This window comes from Egibacter rhizosphaerae, from assembly GCF_004322855.1.
GTDB classification, from domain to species: Bacteria; Actinomycetota; Nitriliruptoria; order Euzebyales; family Egibacteraceae; genus Egibacter; species Egibacter rhizosphaerae.
On sequence record NZ_CP036402.1, the window covers coordinates 2,432,226 to 2,452,654 of the forward strand.

20 protein-coding genes and 1 pseudogene are annotated in these 20,429 nt (G+C 71.2%); 5 read left to right on the forward strand and 16 right to left on the reverse strand.

Annotated features, from left to right (window positions below):
* Positions 1–2 precede the first annotated feature (2 nt).
* Complete coding sequence (locus ER308_RS11365) at positions 3–842, forward strand: alpha/beta fold hydrolase (RefSeq protein WP_131155100.1); 840 nt, start codon at positions 3–5, stop codon at positions 840–842.
* Positions 843–895: 53 nt separating this feature from the next.
* Here the strand turns inward: ER308_RS11365 and ER308_RS11370 are convergent, their stop codons facing one another.
* Both ER308_RS11370 and ER308_RS22800 read right to left on the reverse strand, forming a co-directional pair.
* On the reverse strand, positions 896–1,273 hold the full coding sequence (locus tag ER308_RS11370; protein WP_131155101.1) for a DoxX family protein: 378 nt from the start codon (positions 1,271–1,273) through the stop codon (positions 896–898).
* A 191-nt stretch (positions 1,274–1,464) separates the two neighbouring features.
* Positions 1,465–4,134, reverse strand: coding sequence for a LuxR C-terminal-related transcriptional regulator (locus tag ER308_RS22800; RefSeq protein ID WP_131155102.1), 2,670 nt, complete (start codon positions 4,132–4,134; stop codon positions 1,465–1,467).
* A 111-nt stretch (positions 4,135–4,245) separates the two neighbouring features.
* On the opposite strand from ER308_RS22800, the gene ER308_RS11380 reads away from it, so the two are divergent.
* A complete protein-coding gene (locus ER308_RS11380) occupies positions 4,246–4,686 on the forward strand; it encodes an ester cyclase (RefSeq protein ID WP_131155103.1) in 441 nt (146 codons plus the stop codon).
* Between the two features lie 236 nt (positions 4,687–4,922).
* Here the strand turns inward: ER308_RS11380 and ER308_RS11385 are convergent, their stop codons facing one another.
* Positions 4,923–7,007, reverse strand: a complete 2,085-nt coding sequence (locus ER308_RS11385) for a M64 family metallopeptidase (RefSeq protein ID WP_131155104.1) — start codon at positions 7,005–7,007, stop codon at positions 4,923–4,925.
* A 251-nt stretch (positions 7,008–7,258) separates the two neighbouring features.
* On the opposite strand from ER308_RS11385, the gene ER308_RS11390 reads away from it, so the two are divergent.
* Positions 7,259–7,804 (forward strand): class I SAM-dependent methyltransferase, encoded by a 546-nt coding sequence (locus tag ER308_RS11390; protein ID WP_131156994.1) that lies wholly within the window; start codon positions 7,259–7,261, stop codon positions 7,802–7,804.
* A 59-nt stretch (positions 7,805–7,863) separates the two neighbouring features.
* Here ER308_RS11390 and ER308_RS11395 read toward each other — a convergent pair whose 3' ends face one another.
* The 7 genes from ER308_RS11395 to ER308_RS11420 all read right to left on the reverse strand — a co-directional run bounded on the left by ER308_RS11395 (position 7,864) and on the right by ER308_RS11420 (position 11,735).
* Positions 7,864–8,478 (reverse strand): GNAT family N-acetyltransferase, encoded by a 615-nt coding sequence (locus tag ER308_RS11395; RefSeq protein ID WP_131155105.1) that lies wholly within the window; start codon positions 8,476–8,478, stop codon positions 7,864–7,866.
* Positions 8,479–8,730: 252 nt separating this feature from the next.
* The gene (locus ER308_RS11400) at positions 8,731–8,946 is read right to left on the reverse strand and encodes a hypothetical protein (RefSeq protein WP_131155106.1); all 216 of its coding nucleotides are present in this window, start codon (positions 8,944–8,946) and stop codon (positions 8,731–8,733) included.
* Between the two features lie 191 nt (positions 8,947–9,137).
* Complete coding sequence (locus tag ER308_RS11405; RefSeq protein ID WP_131155107.1) at positions 9,138–9,641, reverse strand: RDD family protein; 504 nt, start codon at positions 9,639–9,641, stop codon at positions 9,138–9,140.
* A 47-nt stretch (positions 9,642–9,688) separates the two neighbouring features.
* Positions 9,689–9,844, reverse strand: coding sequence for a hypothetical protein (locus ER308_RS21600; RefSeq protein WP_165492019.1), 156 nt, complete (start codon positions 9,842–9,844; stop codon positions 9,689–9,691).
* A 162-nt stretch (positions 9,845–10,006) separates the two neighbouring features.
* Positions 10,007–10,549, reverse strand: a complete 543-nt coding sequence (locus tag ER308_RS11410; RefSeq protein WP_240732090.1) for a CDP-alcohol phosphatidyltransferase family protein — start codon at positions 10,547–10,549, stop codon at positions 10,007–10,009.
* 5 nt (positions 10,550–10,554) lie between these two features.
* Positions 10,555–11,193, reverse strand: a complete 639-nt coding sequence (locus ER308_RS11415; protein WP_131155109.1) for a phosphatidylserine decarboxylase — start codon at positions 11,191–11,193, stop codon at positions 10,555–10,557.
* A complete protein-coding gene (locus ER308_RS11420) occupies positions 11,190–11,735 on the reverse strand; it encodes a class I SAM-dependent methyltransferase (RefSeq protein WP_205745575.1) in 546 nt (181 codons plus the stop codon). The genes ER308_RS11415 and ER308_RS11420 overlap by 4 nt, the downstream gene beginning before the upstream one ends.
* Before the next feature lie 376 nt (positions 11,736–12,111).
* On the opposite strand from ER308_RS11420, the gene ER308_RS11425 reads away from it, so the two are divergent.
* A complete protein-coding gene (locus ER308_RS11425) occupies positions 12,112–13,041 on the forward strand; it encodes an NADP-dependent oxidoreductase (protein WP_205745576.1) in 930 nt (309 codons plus the stop codon).
* A gap of 97 nt (positions 13,042–13,138) precedes the next feature.
* Here ER308_RS11425 and ER308_RS11430 read toward each other — a convergent pair whose 3' ends face one another.
* From ER308_RS11430 to ER308_RS22805, 4 genes are all read right to left on the reverse strand, one after another.
* On the reverse strand, positions 13,139–13,837 hold the full coding sequence (locus tag ER308_RS11430; RefSeq protein ID WP_131155111.1) for an ABC transporter ATP-binding protein: 699 nt from the start codon (positions 13,835–13,837) through the stop codon (positions 13,139–13,141).
* 13 nt (positions 13,838–13,850) lie between these two features.
* Positions 13,851–15,944, reverse strand: a complete 2,094-nt coding sequence (locus ER308_RS11435; RefSeq protein WP_131155112.1) for a hypothetical protein — start codon at positions 15,942–15,944, stop codon at positions 13,851–13,853.
* Positions 15,945–16,056: 112 nt separating this feature from the next.
* Positions 16,057–16,413 carry a lactococcin 972 family bacteriocin gene (locus ER308_RS11440; RefSeq protein WP_131155113.1) on the reverse strand — a complete coding sequence of 119 codons (357 nt, stop codon included), beginning with the start codon at positions 16,411–16,413 and terminating at the stop codon, positions 16,057–16,059.
* 205 nt (positions 16,414–16,618) lie between these two features.
* Entirely contained in the window at positions 16,619–16,753 is a 135-nt protein-coding gene (locus ER308_RS22805; protein ID WP_276319841.1) for a hypothetical protein, read from the reverse strand.
* 374 nt (positions 16,754–17,127) lie between these two features.
* Between ER308_RS22805 and ER308_RS11445 the strand changes: the two genes are divergently transcribed.
* Complete coding sequence (locus ER308_RS11445; protein WP_131155114.1) at positions 17,128–18,507, forward strand: helix-turn-helix domain-containing protein; 1,380 nt, start codon at positions 17,128–17,130, stop codon at positions 18,505–18,507.
* Positions 18,508–18,575: 68 nt separating this feature from the next.
* On the opposite strand, the pseudogene ER308_RS11450 reads toward ER308_RS11445, so the two are convergent.
* A pseudogene (locus ER308_RS11450) lies at positions 18,576–19,627 on the reverse strand (glutathione S-transferase family protein).
* A 117-nt stretch (positions 19,628–19,744) separates the two neighbouring features.
* Positions 19,745–20,317: a DUF2269 family protein gene (locus ER308_RS11455; RefSeq protein ID WP_165492020.1), complete on the reverse strand. Its 573-nt coding sequence runs from the start codon at positions 20,315–20,317 to the stop codon at positions 19,745–19,747.
* Positions 20,318–20,429: the final 112 nt, after the last annotated feature.

Consider the following 20,429-nt stretch of genomic DNA (forward strand, 5'->3'; position numbering starts at 1 on the left):
TGATGCCCGCCGACCGTGAACACCGCGCAGTGTCCCCCGACGGCACCGAGATCGCCGGCTCCGTCCATGGAGTCGGGCCACCGCTCGTCCTCGTGCACGGGGCGATGGCCGACGGCGAATGCGAGTGGGCAGCGGTCGTCCCGTTCCTGCGTGATCGCTTCACCTGTCACCTCGTGAGCACCCGCAACCGGGGAGCGAGTGGCCGGAGCCCCGACCTCGCCCCGCAGCGCCTCGCCGAGGACGTGACCGCCTACGTGGAGAGCATCGGCGAGCCGGTCCGCCTCGCAGGGGTCTCGGGAGGGGGCATGTGGGTCCTCGCGGCAGCGGCTCAGAGCGCGGCGGTGTCCGCGGTCGCGGCGCACGAGCCGGTGGTGTTCGAGGTGATCGACGGTGACACGCTGGCGGGATTCGAGGAGGCTCTCGAGGCGATGGTTGAGGCGGCTGCCGCTGGTGATCACGCCGAGGCCGCCCGGATCTTCCTCGAGGGGGTCACCAACGACGACGAACTCGCGGTGATTGCTGCCAAGCCGGGCTACCTGGACGCCGCTGGGCGGAACGTCCACGTTGATCTCGAGGAGATCCGCCAGACCGCCCGTTCCGAGGGCTTCAGCGCTACCGACCCATCACGGCTCGCACGCATCAGCGTGCCCGTGTTGCTCACGTACGGCGCGGCGACACCGATGCCCTGGTTCCGCGACGGCGTGCAGCACGTCGCCGCGCACGTCGCCGATCCGCGCCTCCGCGAACTGCCCGGCTGCGGTCACCTGGCGACCGCCGCTCATCCGGATCAGCTCGCGGGCGAGCTCGCCGCGTTCTTCGAGCGGGCGCCCGCCCGGGCCTGAGCGCCATTCAGCCGGGTTCGCGTGGTCGATGGCGGCGTTGAGCGGACCCTCGTTCAGGCGCCGAGCGCGATCCCGACCGCCCATGCGAGGTAGACGATGTGGATGAGCAGCCGGGCGACGACCCCGCTCGGCCGGTCGAGCCATCGCTCCTGCTGTTGGGAGGCACGCAGGGCCGCGTCGCCGTGCACGGCCACGGTGTAGACGGCGAACAGCGCTGCCGTCACCCAGGCGCCCGCGGCGCGTGTCGCAGGTACCAGGACGGCGATTCCGAGGGCGATCTCGAGCGCGCCCGTGGCGGCGACCGCTGCGGTCGGGGTCCGCATCCACGGAGGCACCAGCGAACGGAAGTAGCGCGGGAGAAGGAAGTGCGCGATCCCGACGAGGATCAGGAACGCGCCCAGCGCGATGGCGACGGCGTCCAGCGCGGTCACGATGTCCCCGTTCCTGCCTCGATGTCTCCGGCGAGGTAGTGCTGCACGGTGGGCGCGAGGCACTCATCGGCACACCACCGTGTCGAAAATGACCTCGTCCACTCTGGCCGCGACGGTGGGGACCCGTGCCGCCACCCCAGCGGCCGCGAGGCACCCCTCGATCTTGCGGGCTGACGCTTTCAGGCGGTGCATCAAACGAGGCCGGCGAGCTCGTCTCGTCCGCGGACACCGAGCTTGGCGTACACGCGGTGGAGGTGGTTGTCGACCGTGCGCACCGAGATCGTCAGGTGCTCGGCGATCTCGGGACTCGTGAGGTGCCGCACGGCGAGCCGTGCGATCTCGAGTTCCCGGTCGGTGAGCTCCGGCGGCGGTTCCTCGAGGACCAGCGTGAACACGTCGTCGCACGTGCGCGTGAGCTGGCGCATGCGCGCGGTGGCTCGGGCTGGCCCCTGCGACCCGGTGTGACGGTGCGATGCCGCTGCCTGGCCGGCCGCCTCGGCCGCGAGCAGGGACGATCCCGCCTCGTCGAACCGGTCGGCGACGGCCAGGAGCGCCTCGCCGTTCTCCTCCTCGAGCGCGGTCGCGTGCGCGGCGAGCGTGGCGACGTAGGGGGTGTCGATCCGCTCCACGGCGCGGCGCAGGGCGGCCCCGGCGGGGCCGGGAAGCCCCAGGCGGACGAGGTCGTGGTGCGACCACAGGGCCCACACGTGTTGCTGGTGCGCCTCGGCCCAGGCCGCGCCCTGCCGGGCGTGCTCGCCGGCGCTCTCGAGATCGCCCTCCGCGGCGGCGAGCCACGTGAGCCCTCGGTCGCGCCACGACATGAACCGGTGCTCGCCCGGCTCGTGAGCGTGGTCGAGCCGCCCGAGCGCTGCCCGGGCGTCGTCCACCGCGCCGAGTAGGGCCGCGGCCTGTGCCCGCAGGCCCAGACAAGCGGGCATGATGCCGAACCGGTCGTGCTGTTCGAGGGCGGGAGTGACCTCGGCGAGGCGGTGCGCGGCCTCGGCCACCCGGCCCCGCTCGACGAGCACCGCGGCCAGCCAGACCCCCCATCCGCCGATCAGGTCGACGGCGTCGGCGTCGATCGCTCGCTGGTAGCCGCCTCGGGCGATCCGCTCGGCCTCGTGCACACGTCCCAGGGTCCACAGCGCCCACATGCGGCTGATCCCGAGGAACGTCTCCGCCCAAGGGAGCTCCTCGCGAAGGCGGGGGACGAGCGCTTCGGACCGTTCGATGCTGCGCAGCGCCGCGCTCGGCTGGCCGAGCATGGCCTGTGACAGTGCGACGATCAGCCCCATCGACAGGCGAGCCCGGTCGCTGACGTCGTGTTGGAACAGCACCGGCTCCGCGATCCGCAGCACCGCGTCGAAGTCCCCTGCGAAGCTCACGAACATGGCTTCGGCGGACGCGAGCTCGGCACGCAGGCGGGGATCGGTGCATGTCGCGCGCGCCTCGTCCAGCATCGCCAGCGCTGTGTCGAGGCGGTGCTCGCCGTAGAGGAGGTGCTCGGCCTTCGAGATCACCGCCGCGATCTGCTCGCGCTCGCCGGCCGCGTGCGCCGCGGCGATCGAGAACGCCCGTTCCGCGGCGTCGCGCCTGCCGGCCCCCGCCAGTGCCTCCCCGAGGGCGATGCGAGCGATCGCGCCGCCGGTGTCCAGGGCGCCCTCCGCGAGCCGCACTGCCTGCTCGGGTGCGCCGGCAAGGAGCGCGCCCCGGGAGGCCTCGACCAGGACCCCCGGCTCGACCACCCCACCTGCCTCGAGTCTCCACTCCCCGAGCCGCAGGCGATCCTCGCGTCGGCGCATGCCCGTGAGCTCCAACCCAACGGCGAGTGCACCGCAGTGCTGCCTCCGGCGCGCGTGGGGCATGCCCGCCCGCAGGACCTCGCGGTGCAGCGGGTGCGCGGCGTGCGCGTTGCGTCGCCGGCCGTTCTCGCGTATACGCAGGAGGCCGCGCTCCTCCAGCTGCACCACGCGGGACGTGCCGACCAGGCGCTCGAGCAGCGCATGCTCGATCGGTTCACCAACGGCGATCAGCTCCAGGGCGCTCCGCTCGGCAGCGGGGAGGCGGTTGAGACGCTGCTCCACGAGCGCGGCGAGCCGCCCCGTGGACGCGAGTGAGCCGCGGTGTTGCCACACCCCGTCCCGGTGATACAGCAGGCCGCTGTCCAGGCCGCCTTCCACGGTCTCGCGCACCACGAGGGGGTTGCCGCGACTCAAACGCCATAGCTCGGCGGTGGTCGCCGAGGCCACCGGGCCGTCCAGCGCGGCGCTGATCAGGCGCTCGACCGCGCCTCGATCGAGGGGTTCCACGTCGAGTCGCTCGACACGGCCTGAGGTCCAGAGTTGCTCGACTTCCCGAGGCATGGGTGCGCCCGCGCGGACGGTCAGCACGAGGCCGATGCCGCGGACGTCGGCGAGCAGGTTCAGTACTGCCGTCGACGGGCCGTCGAGCAGGTGCGCGTCATCGACGACGAGAACGACGCGTCCTGCGTTCGCCCGGGCCTGCAGAACGCGCACCGCCTGCTGGGCGAGGGCCAGCTCGTCGTTCCCGGAGTCCAGGTCGAGAACGACCGCGAGCGCGCCCAGCGGGATGCTCGCGAGCGCCTCCGTGGCGGTCGCGTGGACCGTCGTGCCGGCGCGGTGGCGGGCGTGGTCGAGGCATGCCTGCGCAAGGCGCGTCTTGCCCACTCCAGCGGCGCCGCAGAGCAGGACCCCACGCTGTTCCCTCAGCGCCCCCAGGATCCGGTCGCGCTCGACCTCGCGACCGACGAGCGGCCACCGAACAGCCATCCCGCCCCCGAACGCCAGGTCCAGTGCTCTGAGTAGTGAACCACAACGCGGATTGAGTAGGTAGGCGCTCATGCGGCCCGTGCTGGCGTGAGTGAACGTGACGCACCGCGGGCGCGATCACACCTTGCGGCCTGCGGGATCGCACCACGACACGAGCCGGTATCGAGCGAGGAGGGGAAGGCTATGACCGATGCGACCAAGGAGACGAGGTCGGTGGCCGAGCTGCACGCGAGGACCGCGGACGCGTTCAACCGTCGCGACTGGGGTGCCCTGCGAGCGATGGTCGCCGCGGATGCGACCTACACCGATCACGCCCAGGGGGTGACCGCCCACGGGCCCGACGAGGTCGTCGGCCTGCTGGCTACGTGGAGCGCGGCCTTCTCCGACGCCCGCATCGAGGACGCCACGTACCTCGAGGCGGGGGATGTGTCGGTGAGCCGCTTCGTCGGGCGCGGCGTCCAGGACGGGCCGCTGGGCCCGTTCCCGCCGTCGAACATCCACACCGAGACCGCGTTTTGTGAGGTGGTGCGCTTCGACGGCGGCGGGAAGACCGTCGCGGGCGACGTGTACTACGACCAACTCGGGCTGCTCACCCGCCTGGGGCACATCCCCGCCCCCGAGTAGCCCGCACCGAGTGCCAGCCGCCTCACGGAGGCTGGGTGCGGTTGGGTGTGGACTGGACCGTGGGGGCGGGGGAGCGGTCGTGTCCACACTGCGGGCGGTGGGGGACGGCGGCGGGCGCTCGCCCGGACAGCCGGTTCGCCCGAAACGTTCGGGGAGCGCCCGCCGCGCGTCCCACCGGCGACCGTCAAAATCCGCGGTCGCCGGTGGTGGCGTCTCCGCCGCGCTGCCGCCGCGCCTCAGGGTGTCTGGGGCGGGCGACCTCCTCCGGGTGGCCTCACCCCACCTCCGCCCCCGGGACCACCGCCGCCGGGACGTTGGGCTTCGAGCGTGAACCGCACCCCCTCGGACCATCCGGATGTGCGCCCGGAGCGATTCCGGGCGCGTGCCCGAGCCTGGAAGACGCCCTCCAGCGGTGTGCGGTAGCCCGTCGAGGCGGTGGCCTTCGGACCGTCGAGCCAGTCGGTCTCCTCGGTGACGCCACCGGTGAACGAGTCCTGGGCACGCACGACCTCGAACTGGAGCTTGAGATCCTGCCCGTTCGGGTCCTCCGCGGTCGCTGTGAGGCTCGCGCCCTGGCTGGTCCCGGGCGGTCCAATGGAGGACTGCGTCGCCTCGACGTCGGTCGGCGTGGTCGGTGGCTCCACCGAGTCGGGGTCGGGCACGAAGATGAACTCGACGGTGTGGCTCGGCAGCTCGTCCCACGGTGTGAAGGGGCACGCGGACGCGATGGAGACCTCCAGACGGTCGCCCGGATGCGCGGACAGCTCCAGCGTCGTCCAGGGGTTGGGTCGCCCGAGGGCCCCACGATGATCCCGGCGCGTCCTGAGCTCGCCGTTCCCGTCGAGCTCGGCGGAGACCTCCCACGGCTCGGGTAGCGTCGCGGCGATCAGCGAGAGCCGCACCTCGCTCGGGCCGCCGGCGGGCACGACGATGTCCTCCCCGGCCTCCGAGGCCTCGTCGGCATCGAGGTGGGCGTGCCCGGACTCGCCGGAGTCCCGCTCGACGGCGAACAGCAGCTGGCCTTGGGGCAGCGCGTCGCGGATGCCGTTCGTGAGCGCCTCGCGGCAGACCGCGCAGAACGGTGCGGTGACCGGCGAGCTCTCCATCACGCAGTCCTCGGCCGGCCGCCAGACGCCCTCGCCGAAGTAGCCGCCCCCCTCGAACCCCTCGATCGGGCGCGTGTCCCACTCCGGCAGCTTCCCGGAGGCGCCCTGCCAGCGCTCCCACTTGTCGAGGTCCGAGTCGCTCGTGAGGTTGGGCACGGCGCGGGGCTGTCCCTGGTACTCGACGTCCCCGCGGCCCGACTCGACGTACTCGTCGCCGAGGCGGCCGAGCGGCGTGTGCCCGAGCTCGTGGAGGAACACGTCGGCGTAGTCCGCGCGGACCGGCTGGAGGATCAGGTTGCCGAGCGCCATCGCGCGGGGCGGCCCGTTCGGGAAGTGGTCCGCGTCGGCGTTGGCGACGAACGTGAGGATCGTCGGGCCCGGCCACGCCTGCTCGGCGACTCGCCCGATCGCGGCGAGACGTGCGAGGTTCGCCAGCGCCACGCGCTCGGACCCTCCCCGCGTGTAGCTGCCGACGACGTGGTCGCCGTCGGGGGTCTGCTCTGGCTTGATGGTCCAGAAGTGCAGCGCGGTCTTGAAGCTGTGGAACGGCTCGTTCGCGTGGTCGTCGGCCGCCGCGAGGAGGCGGTCGCGGCATTGCTCCACCAGCTCGTCGAACTGCTCGAGGTCGTCGGAGGAGAAGCCGTCGGGCACGAACACGAGGTTGATGCCGTCCTCGAGCAGCTCTCGGTCGGGGAAGACGAGCTCGGCCTCGGGGATGTCGGGCACCGCGTCGCGGTCGTAGCGGGCGCTCGAGAAGAAGACCAACTCGTCACGGAGATCGCCTTCCTCGAACCCCTCCCGGACCTCGTCCATCCAGTTCAGGAGCGCATCCCAGAAGCTTCCGCGACGGTTGGTGTCCACGTTCATGTCGACGTCGAGCTTGGGCTCGGCGTCGGGTGAGATCGCCAGCTCGAGGCCGAGCTCGACCGTGATGCGCGGCCGTGGCCGCAGGTACGCGATGCGTGTCTCCAGCGTGTTCACACCGCTGTCCGGAATGTGGAGCTTGACCCCGGCGCTCCCGTCGGGCCTGAAGGCGGGCGGCGCCGACAGGTCGAGCCGTGTCCGCGACCGCGACAGCCGGAACGGTCCCGGGAGTTCGTCCGAGGAGTCGGCGACGGCCTCGTGTGTCACGTCCGCGCCGATCACATCGGTTGCGAGGGGCCAAAGGTCTTTGACGAAGCGGTCGAGATACTTGACGTCGTCTGCTCGGGTCACGATGTCCTCCCCCTGATCGCCTGGCGGCCCCTTCAGACCGCCCCGTGGCCGTGCGGTCCCTCGTCCGATGCCGCGGGCTGCTCGCCTCGTCGCCCTCGACATCGCGAACGGGATCCAACGTGGAGGGCATCGACGACGGCCGTTTGATTGCGTCCGGCGCAGGTTCGTCCGCGGTCCGCACGCCGGTGATGTCGTCAGTTGTCGGGATCCCCACGCCGTCGCGGGGAGCGCGCGGTTAGGTTGGCCGCATGATGAACACGGATGGTGAGGACTACCAGCGCCGGATCGCTGAGCGACTGGCCGACGAGGAGGACCCGCACGGGGAGGTGCGGTTCGTCGAGCGCTACGCGCCCGGTACGGTGCTCGACGCCGGCTGCGGCACCGGACGAGTGGCCATCGAGCTGGCCCGGCGCGGCTACCAGGTGGTGGGCGCCGACGTGAGCGAGTCCATGCTGTCCACCGCGCGACGCCTCGAGCCCGCGATCGAATGGGTGTGCGCCGACCTCTCCGACCTCGATCTCGCGCGCCGGTCCGACGTCGTCGTGATGGCCGGGAACGTCCCGCTGTTCACCGCGCCGGGCACGACGGCCGGGGTCGTGGCCGGTTGCGCCCGGCACCTCACGTCTGGCGGGTGGCTCATCACCGGCTTCCAGCTCGACAAAAGCTACGACCTCGCCACCTACGACGCCGAGGCCTCGGCAGCAGGGCTCTCGCTGGTCGAGCGGTATGCCACCTGGGACCTCGACCCCTTCGAGGCTTCGAGCGAGTACGCCGTCTCGGTGCACCGCGCCGCGTGAACGGTTGAGGGTTCGCGACAGCGGCCCGGTGTGTCGGTGGGCAGCGAGGGCGATCGTCCCTAGCCAGGCCGCCCCGGTTCACGCCACATCAACCACAGCGTCGGGCCGCCATCGGGCAGAGTGACCTCGCGCATCGTGTCGAAGCCGTGCCGCTCGTACAGGCGTCGGTTGTGCACCGTCGAGGCCTCGAGATAGGCGGGCGTGCCGCTCGCATCGCAGCGCGCGAGCACCGGCGCCAGCAGTTGGCTGCCCAAGCCGCGTCCCTGGTGGTTGGGCTCGACCCCGATGAGCTGCAGGTACACCCACGGCTGGGCGGGGTGGTGCTCGGCGAACACCTCTCCGACCGTGAGGAAGCGCTGGGTCTCGGCCTCGTCCAGGAGCGCGGCCATGCGCTGGCCGAAGGCCTCCCCGGCTGCGCCGTCGAAGGGGTCGACGTGTGCCGGCGCCCAGATCGCCGCGCCCGTCCCGCCTTCGGTGAGGTAGATCTCCTCGTGTGGCAGGTAGAGCTTGGCGAAGGCGGTGAACACCGTCGGCAAGCGCGCACGCCGCCGGTCCGGATCGGGGATGCTCCAGGTGAACACGGGATCGTCCTGGAAGGACCGGGCGAGCACGCCGGCCACCATGGGGACGTCGGCCGTCGTGGCGTGGGGCACGGGGACGGTCGCTTCCGACATGCTCTCCTCCTGGATCGGTCGCACGTCGGGGACGAGGTTCCCTCGTGCCGTGCGGAACGGATAGACAGTACGGACGTGCGATCTAAGTGTGCACGACCGTGCAATCTCGTCAAGGGATGGCACGAGCGAATACTGGGTGGTGTCCGAGAGCCCGCACTCGGCCGGCTGCGCGAGCGCGTGCGGGACGAGGCGTGCTCGAGTGGGCCTCGCCGCCTTCCGATCACGCGTCCGTGGCGGCGGTCGGGCGGCGCGCTACGCCTTGTCCTTCCGCTCCCGGTGCGGCCACGCGGAGTCGATGATGTCGACGGCCGTCTTCTCGATCTCGTCCGGATGCGCTGGGCTGGCAAGGAGCCCGCGGATGCGTTCGGCACGCTCGTCCGGCGCGACCAGCCGGGCTTCGTAGCGAGCGACCAGCAGCACGAGGGCCATCATCCCCAGCGGGGTCGCGAAGGCGGCCAACAGGCTCATCCAAGCACTCACGGTTCACTCGACTTTCTCGGCTACCAGCCCCGACGCTTCGACGGGGCGCAATTGCGCGACGTTGGTCCGGTCGGCACTCCAGTGGATGGCCCACAGGCCACCCCGCTGGTCCGCCGTCCGATCACTGCCCGAGGCTTTCCGCCGCGAGGCCGGTCAACACGCTCCCGCGCCGAGGCTGCTCACCGGATGACGGCGGTTCCCGCGAACTCGTCGTGTTTGCCGCGGTGGGTGTCGCTCGTGGCGATGGTGACGGCGATGATGATCACGGCGACCAGCTGGACGAGCCCACCCACCAGCGGGACGAGGCCGAAGAGGAGCCACACGTTGCGGATCGTCGCCGCCGTCACGCTCGGGTGACCTCCGTCCGGCCCCACCACGTGTAGCCCCAGGAGCCGCTTGCCGAGCGTCGTGCCCAGCTGCGCTTCGGTCGCCACGTAGTAGGCGAGCCAGATCCCCGAGGTGACCGCGGCGGTGGTCCACGCGTCGAGACCGCCGAGCCCCATGGTGGGCGGGGGGAGGCCGAGCACCGGCGCGAGGATGCTGATGGCCACCCCCACGAGGATGCCGTCCAGCAGGCGGGCGAGGAATCGCCGCCCCAATCCGGCGCCAGCAACGGGCATGCCTCCCGAGCCACCCTCGCCGGGCGGGGGGCCACCCTCGGGTGGCGTGGGTTCCTGGGCCATACGGGGCCTCCTCCTCGATCGCGCTCGGTCGGCAGGTCCCGATGCCGTCAGAGAAGGCCGCTGAGGAGCGCAGCGACACCCAGCACGGCGAAGACCACGGCCCACAGCCGGCGGGCCCGCGGGGACCAGCGCGAGAGGGACGTCGAGCGCTCCCGCTGCTGCTTCTGGAACAGCTTCGCGTCCTTCTCGGTTCGGGTCGCCACGCTGCGCCCGCTACCTCCGAGACCTGCCATCAGCCACCCCAGACCGTTGGTGACGCCGACTCACGCTAACGCTTCCCTTCCGCGAGAACATCAAGGCGGTCCCTCAGCGGGGTCATGGCCTCTCGTGCGGTGGGTGCGCGGCAACCCGCAGCGGGGCTCGCCTCAGGATCGGCCCCCCGGGCGACCGGACCGCACCACGGCTGCGGCGGTGGCCACGGTCGGGAATCGCAAGGTGCTGGCCATGAGCGTCGCGAGCAGGGCGGTGCCCAGCAGCGCGGGCACGACCGGTGTCCAGAACGCCAGCAGCATGACCAGGATCCCGGCGGCGGGCGTCGGGAGCCCGACGAAGTGGTCTCGCCGCTGCAGCAGTGCGAAGCGGGCGAGTCGCCACGCTCCTGCCAGCAGGAACAGGCCGGCGATGATCGACCCGGCGGAGGCGGTCAGTGGCTCCGCGACCTGGTACAGCGCGAAGGCCGGGACGACGCAGAAGCACAGCAGATCCGACAGCGAGTCCAGTTGCGCCCCGAACGTGAGATCGCCGCCGCGGCGCCTGGCCAGCCAACCATCGACGCCGTCGAGTGCGGCCGCGACGACTACGAGGATGGTGGCCGCCAGGGGCCGTGCCGGGACCAGGAGCAGCGCGGCGAAACCGGCGGACAGGCTCACGCTGGTGATCAGGTTCGGGAAGTTGAGGTGCTCGCGCATGGCGCTCACCGGTCCTTGAGCCGTGCGAGGCGGGTGACGCCGGCGCGGACTCGATCGCCGGGCGAGACGAGCACGTCAGCGGTACCCGCCGGCAGCAGCACGTCGGTGCGGGACCCGAAGTGGATCAGCCCGACTCGTTGGCCGGCGGCGAGCTCGTCGCCCGTGCGCACCCAACAGCTGATGGTGCGGGCGATCGCTCCCGCGACCTGGACGAGGACGACGGGTTCGCCCGGCCCCTCGAGCAGGAGCCGATTGCGGTGGTTGTCCTGCGCTCTGCGCAACAAAGCTGGCGCGAAGCCCGCCCCGAGGCGCTCCATCCGCTGCACCCGCCCGGGGAGCGGGCTGCGGTTGACGTGCACGTCGGTCAAGGAGAGGAACACCGTGATCCGGGTCGCTCGTCCCTCCGGCAGCCACGGTTCCTCGACGTGGTGGTCGACCGCCGCCACGAACCCGTCCGACGCGGCATAGGCCACGCCGGGTTCGCGCGGCAGCGGCCGGGCGGGGTCCCGGAAGAACGCCATCACGCCAGCCGCCAGCCCGACCAGGGGCCAGCCGACGCGCCGTCCCGACCGGACCAGCAGGGCGCCGGCAGCCAGCGCGGGGACGGCGTAGCGACACGCCAGCGGCCAGGTGCGCCGGCTCATGAGGAGGGTCCACTGGCGAGGCCGGGTGCATCTTGCCCGTCGTCGGCGGGTCGCGGATCGCGACAGGCGAAGAGGAACGCGGGCGGCACGTTGCGCAGGCACATCTTGCGACGCACCCAGCCGAAGCGGCGGGTCAGCTCCGAGGTGATCAGAGGGGAGTACTGCAGGACCAGCAGCACACCGCCCGGGGCCAGTGTCCGCGCCGTGCGGTCGAGGATCGCGGTGCCGGCGCCCGCGGGCAGCGACGTGAACGGCAACGCCGAGACCACTACCTGGGGACGTTGACCGTCGAGGTGGTGTTCCAGCTCCTCGGCCGAGGCCGTGACCACCTCCAGTCGGGGGTCGGGCAAACGCTCGCGCACCGTCGCGGCCATCGCGGGGTCGATCTCGAAGGCCACCAGGCGCGCCCGGGCCCCCAGCTGCGACAGGATGGCCCGCGTGTGCGAGCCCGTGCCCGCTCCGAGCTCGGCCACCAGCTCGGCCTGTCCGAGCTCGGCCATCGCCAGCATGGATTCCACCGCACGGCGCGACGTCGGGAGCACCGCTCCGACTCGTCGGGGGTGCGCGGCGAAGGAGCGTAGGAACAGCAGCTTGTCGGACAGATCGGACCCAGCGCTCGGGGTGGTTGCACTTCCAGCGTGACAGGGTGCCACCAGGAATCTCATCATCGTGCCATGCCATGCCACCGAGGTGCAGCCGCATCCTGGCCGACGCGACCCGCTCACCGTCTTTCGACATGGAAACCGGTCCGGCCTGCTCGTGCCCGCTGATCGTTCGGGGTCTCGGCAGCGCTGCGCAGAATGCCACCTCCCCCGAGTCGCGCCTCACGGCCACGGGCCGAGTGTCGGCAGCGCTGGGCAGGGATGCCACCCGCTTTCAGTGGGGACGCTGCGCCCGTGCCCGATGAGGAGGTGCCGTGTGCGCGCTGCCGTCGCGGACGACTACGGAGCTCCCGACGTCCTCGAGGTCCGCGAGGTCGACGACCCGAAGGTGGGGCCGGACTACGCGCTCGTGCGCGTCCACGCCGCGAGCATCAACCCGGTCGACTACAAGATCGTGGAGGGCGGCCTCGACGCGGCGTTCCCGGTGATCTGGCCGCTGATCACCGGGTGGGACGTCGCCGGGGAGGTCGTCGGGGTGGGCCCCGCCGTGCGCCACGTCGAGCCAGGCCAGGCCGTGTTCGGCTACGCCCGCAAGGACTTCGTGGGCGCGGGCACGTGGGCCGAGCAGGTCGCGGTGCCGGCCCGTGGAATCGCGCCCGCGCCGCGGCAGCTCGACGCAGTCGCGGCGAGCTGCCTGCCGCTGGCGGGCATGACGGCCTGGCAGGCGCTGGTCGAGGATCTCGAGGTCGGCCGTGGCGACACCGTGCTCATCCACGCCGCGACCGGCGGGGTGGGCCACCTCGCGACGCAGATCGCCCTCGCTCGAGGCGCCCGTGTGGTCGGGACCTGCCGCGAGGCCAACCACGACGTTCTTCGCGAGCTCGGGGGCGAACCGGTGACCTACGGTGAGGGGCTCGCCGACCGCGTTCGAGAGGTCGCGCCCGACGGGGTCGACGCCGTCGCGGACTTCTCACCGCAGGGGTCGCTGGCGGCCAGCGACCCCGTGCTGCGCAGCCCGGGGCGGGTCGTGAGCGTCCGCGACCCGCAGGCTGCGTACGAGCGCGGCGGCACGTACGTGTTCGTCCGCCCGGACGTCGACCACCTGCGCTCGCTCGCCGAACTCGCCGATGCTGGCCGGCTCGCGCCCCGCGTCCAGTCGGTTCACGAGCTCGCCGACGTCAGGGCCGCCGTCGCCGAGGCCTCGGAGGGAACCGTCCGCGGGAAGGTCGTCCTGCGCGTCGAGTAGACCAGCGCGCCGAGACGGTCTGCGGAGCGAACGTTGGCGGCGCCTCAGTCCTGACCCCCAGCTCTTCGCGGTACTGCAGTCGAAGAACAGCCTCTCCCTAGGTTCGAGCCGCCTGAACGCCCCGCCCAGGCCGCGAGCCCGCGCTGGCGCCGGGTTGCTCGTCCACGGGCCGCGGGGCCGAGAGCTCGAGTACGGCATCGCATCGGCTCCAGATCGAGGGCGTGTGGCTGGCGATGAGCACGGCGGCGCCGGCAGCGCTCATCTCCCGTAGCGCGTCCATCACGACGGCGGCGTTGGCGCGGTCGAGGGCACCGGTCGGCTCGTCGGCCAGGATCACCGACGGCTGCTTGACCAACAGCCGGGCGACCGCGACGCGCTGCTGTTCACCGCCGCTGAGGTGATGGATCCGCTCGTTCTCGTGTCCCGCCAGCCCCACGTGGTCGAGCGCGTCGCGCAAGACCGCGCGTCGCTGCCCCTTGGGAGCCATCGTGACCCTGAGGTTCTCGGCGACCGTGGCGGTCTCGATGAGCGCGTAGCTCTGGAACAGATAGCCTAGGACGTCGCGTCGGAACCGACGTCGTGCTCGCGGGCCGAAGCGGGTGATGTCGGCGCCGCGGCACAGGATCTGGCCGTGGGTGGGCCGCTCGAGCAGGCCGATGCAGTTGAGCAGGGTCGACTTGCCCGCTCCGCTGGGGCCGGTCACGGCCAGCATCTCACCGTCAGCGACACGGCAGTCCAGGTTGGACCACAGTGTGCGCGGGCCGAAAGACTTCGCCAGGCCATTGATCGTGATCATGGACCTCACCCCCTCAGGCGTCGGCTGCGTGCTCGGCGACGATGCGTCGGTGGATGAGGCCTGTGGTGGCCATCAACAGGGTCGTCGCGACCACCGCGACGCCGGCAGCGGCAGCGAGCTGCCACCAGTCGGCTTGTGGGAGGTTGGGCGGCGGTGGGACACCGCGCTCGGCAAACTGCTCGACCCGGTTGATCGTCGCCCAGATGCTCTGGCCGACCCACGTCACGAGCGCGCTCGCGACGAGCGCATCAAGAAGGAACAGTTTCCGGTGGGTGGCCCAGAAGGACCAGCCGCTGACGTGCTTGGCGAAGATGGCCTGGGCGCCGTGACGGCCGTAGATGCCAGCCACTGCGAGCCCGGTGACGAACAGCACGAGCACCGCCGTCGTCAGGCTCAGCACGTTGATCCGGCGCTCGTGCATCGCGTCCGCATGCTCGGCGGCGGCGCGATGGCCCACCGGGGCGAGGCCGGCGACGTGCTCAGCTGACACCTCCTCCCCAAGCGCGGACAACGCGTCGTCACGGTCCGGGAAGATGATCCCGTCACTGGTCGCCATCGCCGTGTAATTGGCTGGCGAGGTCACCGACGACCCGTTGGGAACCACGATGACCACGGGATCGTCGACCAGCACCCTGCCGAGACTGTTGGTGTTCTGCTCGGACTGGAGGGTCGCCACGGTCTGGCCATCCCTCGACCACGCTGGCTCGACGTCGGACACTGGGGCTCCCGCCTGCTCGGGATCGACGAGCTCCGGCACGCGCTCAACGATGGCGTCGGCGTGGTCCTGCAGCGACTCCGGGATCAGGACCCGCACCGCCTCGTTGTCCCGATCGGGGGCGTGGCGCTGCCCGGAGGCATCCAGGATGGGCTGCTGCCGGAGGAACGTCTCGTTGACGCGGAGCACGCGGCGCTCTGGAAGGCCGACCTCTGGCAAGACTTGCGCCATGGGCCACTGATACGAGGCGATGATCTGATCCCGCTCGTCGGCCCGGCGGAGCCACTCGCCGACCTCCTCGGACATGGCCTCTGCTGCCTGCCGCGTGCGACTGCCGGGCAGCGCCACGTAGGTCGCGTCCTCTCCCAGCGCCGCGAGCTCCTCCTGACTGCCCTCATGTTGTGAGGTCCGCTGCCAGGACTCCACAGCGCTCTCGCTCAACAGCAGCACCAGCAGTGCCGCGCAGAGCCGCACCAGATAGACGCCCACCATGGACGGCTTGGTCGGGATACCCCCCTTCAAGGCACGCAGCGCTTTCGTGCTGCTCGCCGCGACGAGCGCCCCCACATGCGCGACCGCGGCGACCGCGCTCAACACACCGGCCAGAGCGGCCGCGACGGCGAGGAACAAGCCAGCGCGCGCGAACCCGTTGTAGAGAGCCAACACGATCGACGTCACAACCACCACGCCGGCGGCGGCGAACACCCAGAACGGCAGCACCCGAGCCGCCTCATGCCACAGCATTCGCGGAAACGACGTCCCATGCAGACGCAGCACCGCGTAGTCCCTCGCGCCCAACAGCACGCTGGCCCCGACCGTCAACGCTGCCCCGAGGGCCACCACCGCGAACAGCAGCCCGAGGGGAGCCCCGGCCCCGGCCTGGTACAGGAACCGTTGCCTGAGGTCGAACGGCGCCACCACCTCTCCACTGAGTCCCAGGCCAGTGAGCTCATCCTGCAGGGCGGCGGCGGCCTCCTCGGACCCGTAGACGTGGTAGACGCCGCGGGCATCACCTTGGCTGATGGCCTCGAACGCGTGCACGTGGACGTCCATGCGGTGGCCGAAGGGAACGTGGCCCTCTGCCAGCCAGGACGCCGGCGCCGACTCGGGATTGCCTGCCGCGACATAAAGGTGCGTCACCGTGTCGGGCTCAGCCGGGTCGGCTTCCTCGCGCACCACCGAGACCCCGTGCGCTCGAGCGAATGAGCTGACAGCCCTGGCTACCTGCGCAGTCTCCGCGGAGCCGTCGCTGCCGGTGATCCAGACGTCGCCGTCGCTGCCGAGGACGCGGACGTCGTCGAGGTCTTGCAACGACAGGAACGCGAAGAGGCTCGACGCGGCGAGCAACACCAGATGGGTGAGCTTGATGGTGCGGTATCGCAGAAGGACCACCTCTCTGGATAGCCGCCGGCGGCCATGGCCGCAAGGGTGACGCCAGCTCGAACAACTCCGGACGCCACCCCTGCGACCCTATCGGTCTTCGCGCCGAACGATACAGATCAAATCAACCACAACTGTTCGTCCAGAAGGCGCGAATGGTGTTCACACCGTCCCGCTCTACGTCGGCGGTTGCCCAGAGACCAGCCGGCACCCCATGGTCGCGCTGGAAATTGTCTCCCGACTGCGCGGACGATCCGTGACAGTTCTCCTCGTGGAGATAGTTCGAGTACCCCGAGAACCAGTTCGTGCCATACTGCCAGAGGCCGCCCCCCACTAGCTCGCTGTTGTCCGCGGGGGCGACCCTGCTATCGGGGTCCATCTCGACTTCGCCGCTGTCGGCCATCGCGGTTCCGGCGCCCCCGATCACAAAAGCTCCAGCAGCGACGACTGCAAGGAGGTTGCGGGCGAGTGATTTAGACATAAAGCCCTCCGATTCTCGTCCAGCTTCTGCTCATGGTCGACTCTCTTTTGCTCAGTACTCGACGTGGTGCTGGGCACGGACTATGTCATTTGCCACCCCCTGTGTGGATTCGTCGATGCGGCGGACAAGACACCCCAATCGGCGCCTCCCATGCATCAGGGCTGTCGGCTTCTGCGGATCCGTCGAGACATCGAGGCGCGGGCGGTCAGTCGTCAAAGAAGGGCCAGTTGCCGCCGCCCTTGCCGGACGTGGCGTCCTCCGCCATGACCGCGGTTGGCGCTCCCTGGGTGGCCGCCCCGTCCGCCGGGCTCACGGGCTCGATCAGTGGCGTCAGCACCATCGCGAAGGATGAGGCGGCTGCCGCGACGCTTCGGGGAATCCGGACTGTCATGTCATGCCCTCTCTCTTGGCGTGACTGGCGTTATACCTCGAGAGTCTGGACGTCGACACAACCCGTGTCAACCCCGTCAGTAACCGCGGTCATCTCCGTCGCATGGAAGCCTCGCAACCACCGACGTATCGGCGCGCACCGTCACCCATCTGTGTACTTGAGCAGCGACTGAACTCCTCGCGTAGACGCGACGATGTGCCGTGTGCATGGCGCGACCTCACCACAGTTGTGTTTGTGTTCACGAAGATGACAGAGGCTAGGTTGCGGTGTAGGCTTACTGTGGTTGTAGTGCGGATCGGTCCCCATGGGTCGGAGCTCTTGAGGTGCAGCGTCCGGGTGAGGTAGGCGTCAGGGGGCTCGAGCAGCCCTACCTGGGACAGCGGCTCCGGCGGCTGCGGATCGAACGCTTCCTGACGCAGCGGCAGGTCGCGGGGCAGGCCATGACCGCCAGCTACGTGTCGCTCGTCGAGGCGGGGCGGCGCACGCCGACGCTCGACGCGGTGGTGGCGATGGCTCATGCGCTCGGCGTGTCGCTGGGTGACCTGCTCAGCGTGGAAGGGCTGGCCGACCTTGGCCTGGCCACGGGGGGAATCACTGAACAGGCCCCGCACGCCCGCGACGCCCCGCTGGACACGCTCATCCACGAGTGGCTGGCTGACGACGCCATGCAGGTGCGCGACCATGCGACCGCGGCGGCCATATTGACGGGGGCCTTCGACAAGGCCCGCGACCGCGGCGACCACCTGGCGGCGATCGCGACGGGCCGACGTCTCCAGGGGGCGCTGGCCGCTACCAACCAGCATCAGCGGCGCGCAGAGCTGCTGACCGACCTGCTCGACCTCGTCGTCGACCAGCGCTCGGTGGACCTGGAGGTGCTGGTGCGCAGCGACCTCGCCGGCGCGTTGCGCGACATCGACGACATCGACCGAGCGTTGGCGTGCACTCGTGCGGCCCTGGCCCGGCTGCCGGCCTCGTCGCTGGCCGACACCTCGGCGTACCTGCGCTTGATGACGGTGCACGTGTCGGTCCTGGTCGAGGCCGACGACCACGACGAATTGCCAGGCGCGCTGTCCCAACTGGGCGACGCCGTCGACAAGGTCGACAGCGCGGAGCTGAGGGGCCGCGCCCACTGGGTCGCCAGCCGCGGCCATGCCGTGCTGGGCAACGCCGGCCATGCCAGCCAGCATCTGGCGCAGGCGCATGCCTTGCTGTCGCCCGCCTCCATGCCGCTGCTTGAGTGGCTGCGGTTCTGTCGCTCCGCGGCGATGGTCGCGCTCGAGGCCACCGACACCGACACGGCGCGGCGATGGGTTGAGGACGCGGACGCTGCCGCCGCGGCACTGGGCGTCGAGGCGGAGCGTCGCGAGGTCGACGTGCTCAGGGCCCGGTGCCTGCTGCAGGCCGGACACGCCGAAGCGGCCCGCGACTTCCTCGCCAAGGCGCTCGAGGGCACCGAGCCCGCGCCGGACGCGGAGCACGCCGGGTCGTTACCCCACCTGACCACACAGTTGTGGCTCCTCCACGCGCAGGCCGCCCACGAGTGCGGTGACACGACCCACGCTGCCCAACTGCTGCGCCAAGCCGCCGACCACGCGGAGTCCAAAGGCCACTACGAGACGGCACTGCGCGCGCTTCGCGTCCGCGACGCGCTCAACTCCGAGCCGCCTGACACCTCGGTGCTCGATGTGTCGGAGTTCCTGTGAGGAGGGCGCCGACCCCGAGGGCAATCGAGGTGGTTAGGCCACTCGAGTGCGTGGGCGGCGTCGGCCACTCACCCCACGGCTGATGGGGCCACCGCGCGCAGGGCCGGGTTGTGCTCGGCGGGCACGCGCTCGTCCTCCGGCGGCGCCGGCGGGGGCGTGCCCTCCCCGAAGGGAGTGCCGCCGAGTTCCTCGCGGCCGTGGGGCTGCGCCCATCCGTGCAGGTCGGGGCCCGCCGGCACGATCCCCGAGGGGTTGAGGCCGGTGTGCACGAGGTAGTAGTGCTGCTTGATCTGCACGAAGTCGGTGGTGTCGCCGAATCCGGGGGTCTGGAACAGGTCGCGGGCGTAGGCCCACAGGACCGGCAGCTCCGCCAGCTTCGATCGGTTGCAGCGGAAGTGGTTGTGGTAGACGCGTCGAAGCGCGCGAGGGTCGTGAACAGCCGGATGTCGGCCTCGGTGATGTGGTCGCCGACGAGGTACCGCTGGTCGGCCAGGCGATCCGAGAGCCAGTCGAGGCGGTCGAACAGCCGTTGGTAGGCGTCCTCGTAGGCGGCCTGACTGCCGGCGAACCCCGCCTCGTACACACCGTTGTTGACGTCGCGATAAACCAACTCCGCCACGCCCTCGATCTCGTCCCGGCGGTGCTCGGGGTACAGATCGGGCGCGCCCGACCGGTGGTGGGCGCGCCACTGGGTCGACAGGTCCACGGTGATCTGGCGGAAGTCGTTCGTGACGACCTGCCCGGAGGGGACGTCGACGATGGCGGGCACGGTGATGCCCCGGTCGTAGCCGGGTTCACGCGCCTCGAAGGCCTCGCGCAGCCGGTGGATGCCGAGGACCGGATCGACCTCCCCGGGATCGAGGTCGAACTTCCAGCTGCGCCAGTCGTGGGTGGGGGCGGCGATGCCCATCGGCAGTGCGTCCTCCAGCCCCAGCAGGCGGCGCACGATCACCGCGCGGTTGGCCCACGGGCACGCGCGTGCCACCACGAGCCGGTAGCGGCTGGGCTCGACCGGCCACCGCGCCTGGGGGTCGTCGAGGATGCGGTCGCTGAGGTAGTTCGTGTCGCGCTCGAAGCGACCGTCGTCGACCGTGGCGGTCGTGCCGCGTTGTTCGCTCATCGCCTCGAGCCTAGCCGTCGGCGGACTCGACCATGCATGCCGACCCACCATGACCGTGACCGCGCCTGGCCTGCTGCCGGGCACAGGAGCGCGCCACGAGCGCCGAGTCCACGGTGTTCATCCGTGAGCAGCGGGAGCGGACCGCGCGGCGACGGCGCTGCCGGCTACCCACCCGGCCGCGAACGTCAGCACCAGCACGAGGGCGCCCACGAGCCACCCCGGCTTGTAGACCATCAGGGCGACCTGGCCGACGCCGACCCCGACGAGCGAGTGGACGGGCCCCCAGAGCGCGGGGCTGCGGGCGGCTCGGTGCAACCGCTCGGAAGCGGTCGACTCCCCGAGTTCGGCGGCCGCCTCGGCGAGCCGGCGGAATCGTCGCTCGCCGACGGCGGGACCGATGGGCACGAGCACGATCAGGCCGACGAGGCCGAGGGTGATGAACGGATTCGCGAACCCGCCGGCCTCGCCACCCCAGACCGCGCCGGCGAGGTGCCCGCCGGTCAGCAGCGACAGGGCTGCGGAGGCCGCGACGAGCCACCCCGCCGTGCGGGTGAAGCGCGTCCAGGCGAGGAGCTCGCTCCCGCTTTCGGCGGTGCGCAGACGTGACCCGGCCATCACCTGGGCGAGTCCCCCGGCCACGAGGCCGATGGCCGCCAGCACGTGCAGGAACAGCGAGGTGAGGTCGATCACGGGGTCCTCCAAGCGCCTGGACACGCTCCGGACGGGGAAGGACGGGCGCGCCGGCTTCCCGATCCGAGCAGGTTCGCGCCGAGCCTACCGGGGCGCGGACCACCCGACCGCC

What these genes read in the sequence shown, in the direction of transcription:
- ER308_RS11365 (WP_131155100.1), top strand. Translation starts at nt 3, where the DNA reads ATGCCCGCCGACCGTGAACACCGCGCAGTGTCCCCCGACGGCACCGAG.
- ER308_RS22800 (WP_131155102.1), bottom strand. Translation starts at nt 4,134, where the DNA reads ATGAGCGCCTACCTACTCAATCCGCGTTGTGGTTCACTACTCAGAGCA.
- ER308_RS11380 (WP_131155103.1), top strand. Translation starts at nt 4,246, where the DNA reads ATGACCGATGCGACCAAGGAGACGAGGTCGGTGGCCGAGCTGCACGCG.
- ER308_RS11390 (WP_131156994.1), top strand. Translation starts at nt 7,259, where the DNA reads ATGAACACGGATGGTGAGGACTACCAGCGCCGGATCGCTGAGCGACTG.
- ER308_RS11395 (WP_131155105.1), bottom strand. Translation starts at nt 8,478, where the DNA reads ATGTCGGAAGCGACCGTCCCCGTGCCCCACGCCACGACGGCCGACGTC.
- ER308_RS11400 (WP_131155106.1), bottom strand. Translation starts at nt 8,946, where the DNA reads ATGAGCCTGTTGGCCGCCTTCGCGACCCCGCTGGGGATGATGGCCCTC.
- ER308_RS11405 (WP_131155107.1), bottom strand. Translation starts at nt 9,641, where the DNA reads ATGGCCCAGGAACCCACGCCACCCGAGGGTGGCCCCCCGCCCGGCGAG.
- ER308_RS11410 (WP_240732090.1), bottom strand. Translation starts at nt 10,549, where the DNA reads ATGCGCGAGCACCTCAACTTCCCGAACCTGATCACCAGCGTGAGCCTG.
- ER308_RS11415 (WP_131155109.1), bottom strand. Translation starts at nt 11,193, where the DNA reads ATGAGCCGGCGCACCTGGCCGCTGGCGTGTCGCTACGCCGTCCCCGCG.
- ER308_RS11430 (WP_131155111.1), bottom strand. Translation starts at nt 13,837, where the DNA reads ATGATCACGATCAATGGCCTGGCGAAGTCTTTCGGCCCGCGCACACTG.
- ER308_RS11440 (WP_131155113.1), bottom strand. Translation starts at nt 16,413, where the DNA reads ATGTCTAAATCACTCGCCCGCAACCTCCTTGCAGTCGTCGCTGCTGGA.
- ER308_RS22805 (WP_276319841.1), bottom strand. Translation starts at nt 16,753, where the DNA reads ATGGTGCTGACGCCACTGATCGAGCCCGTGAGCCCGGCGGACGGGGCG.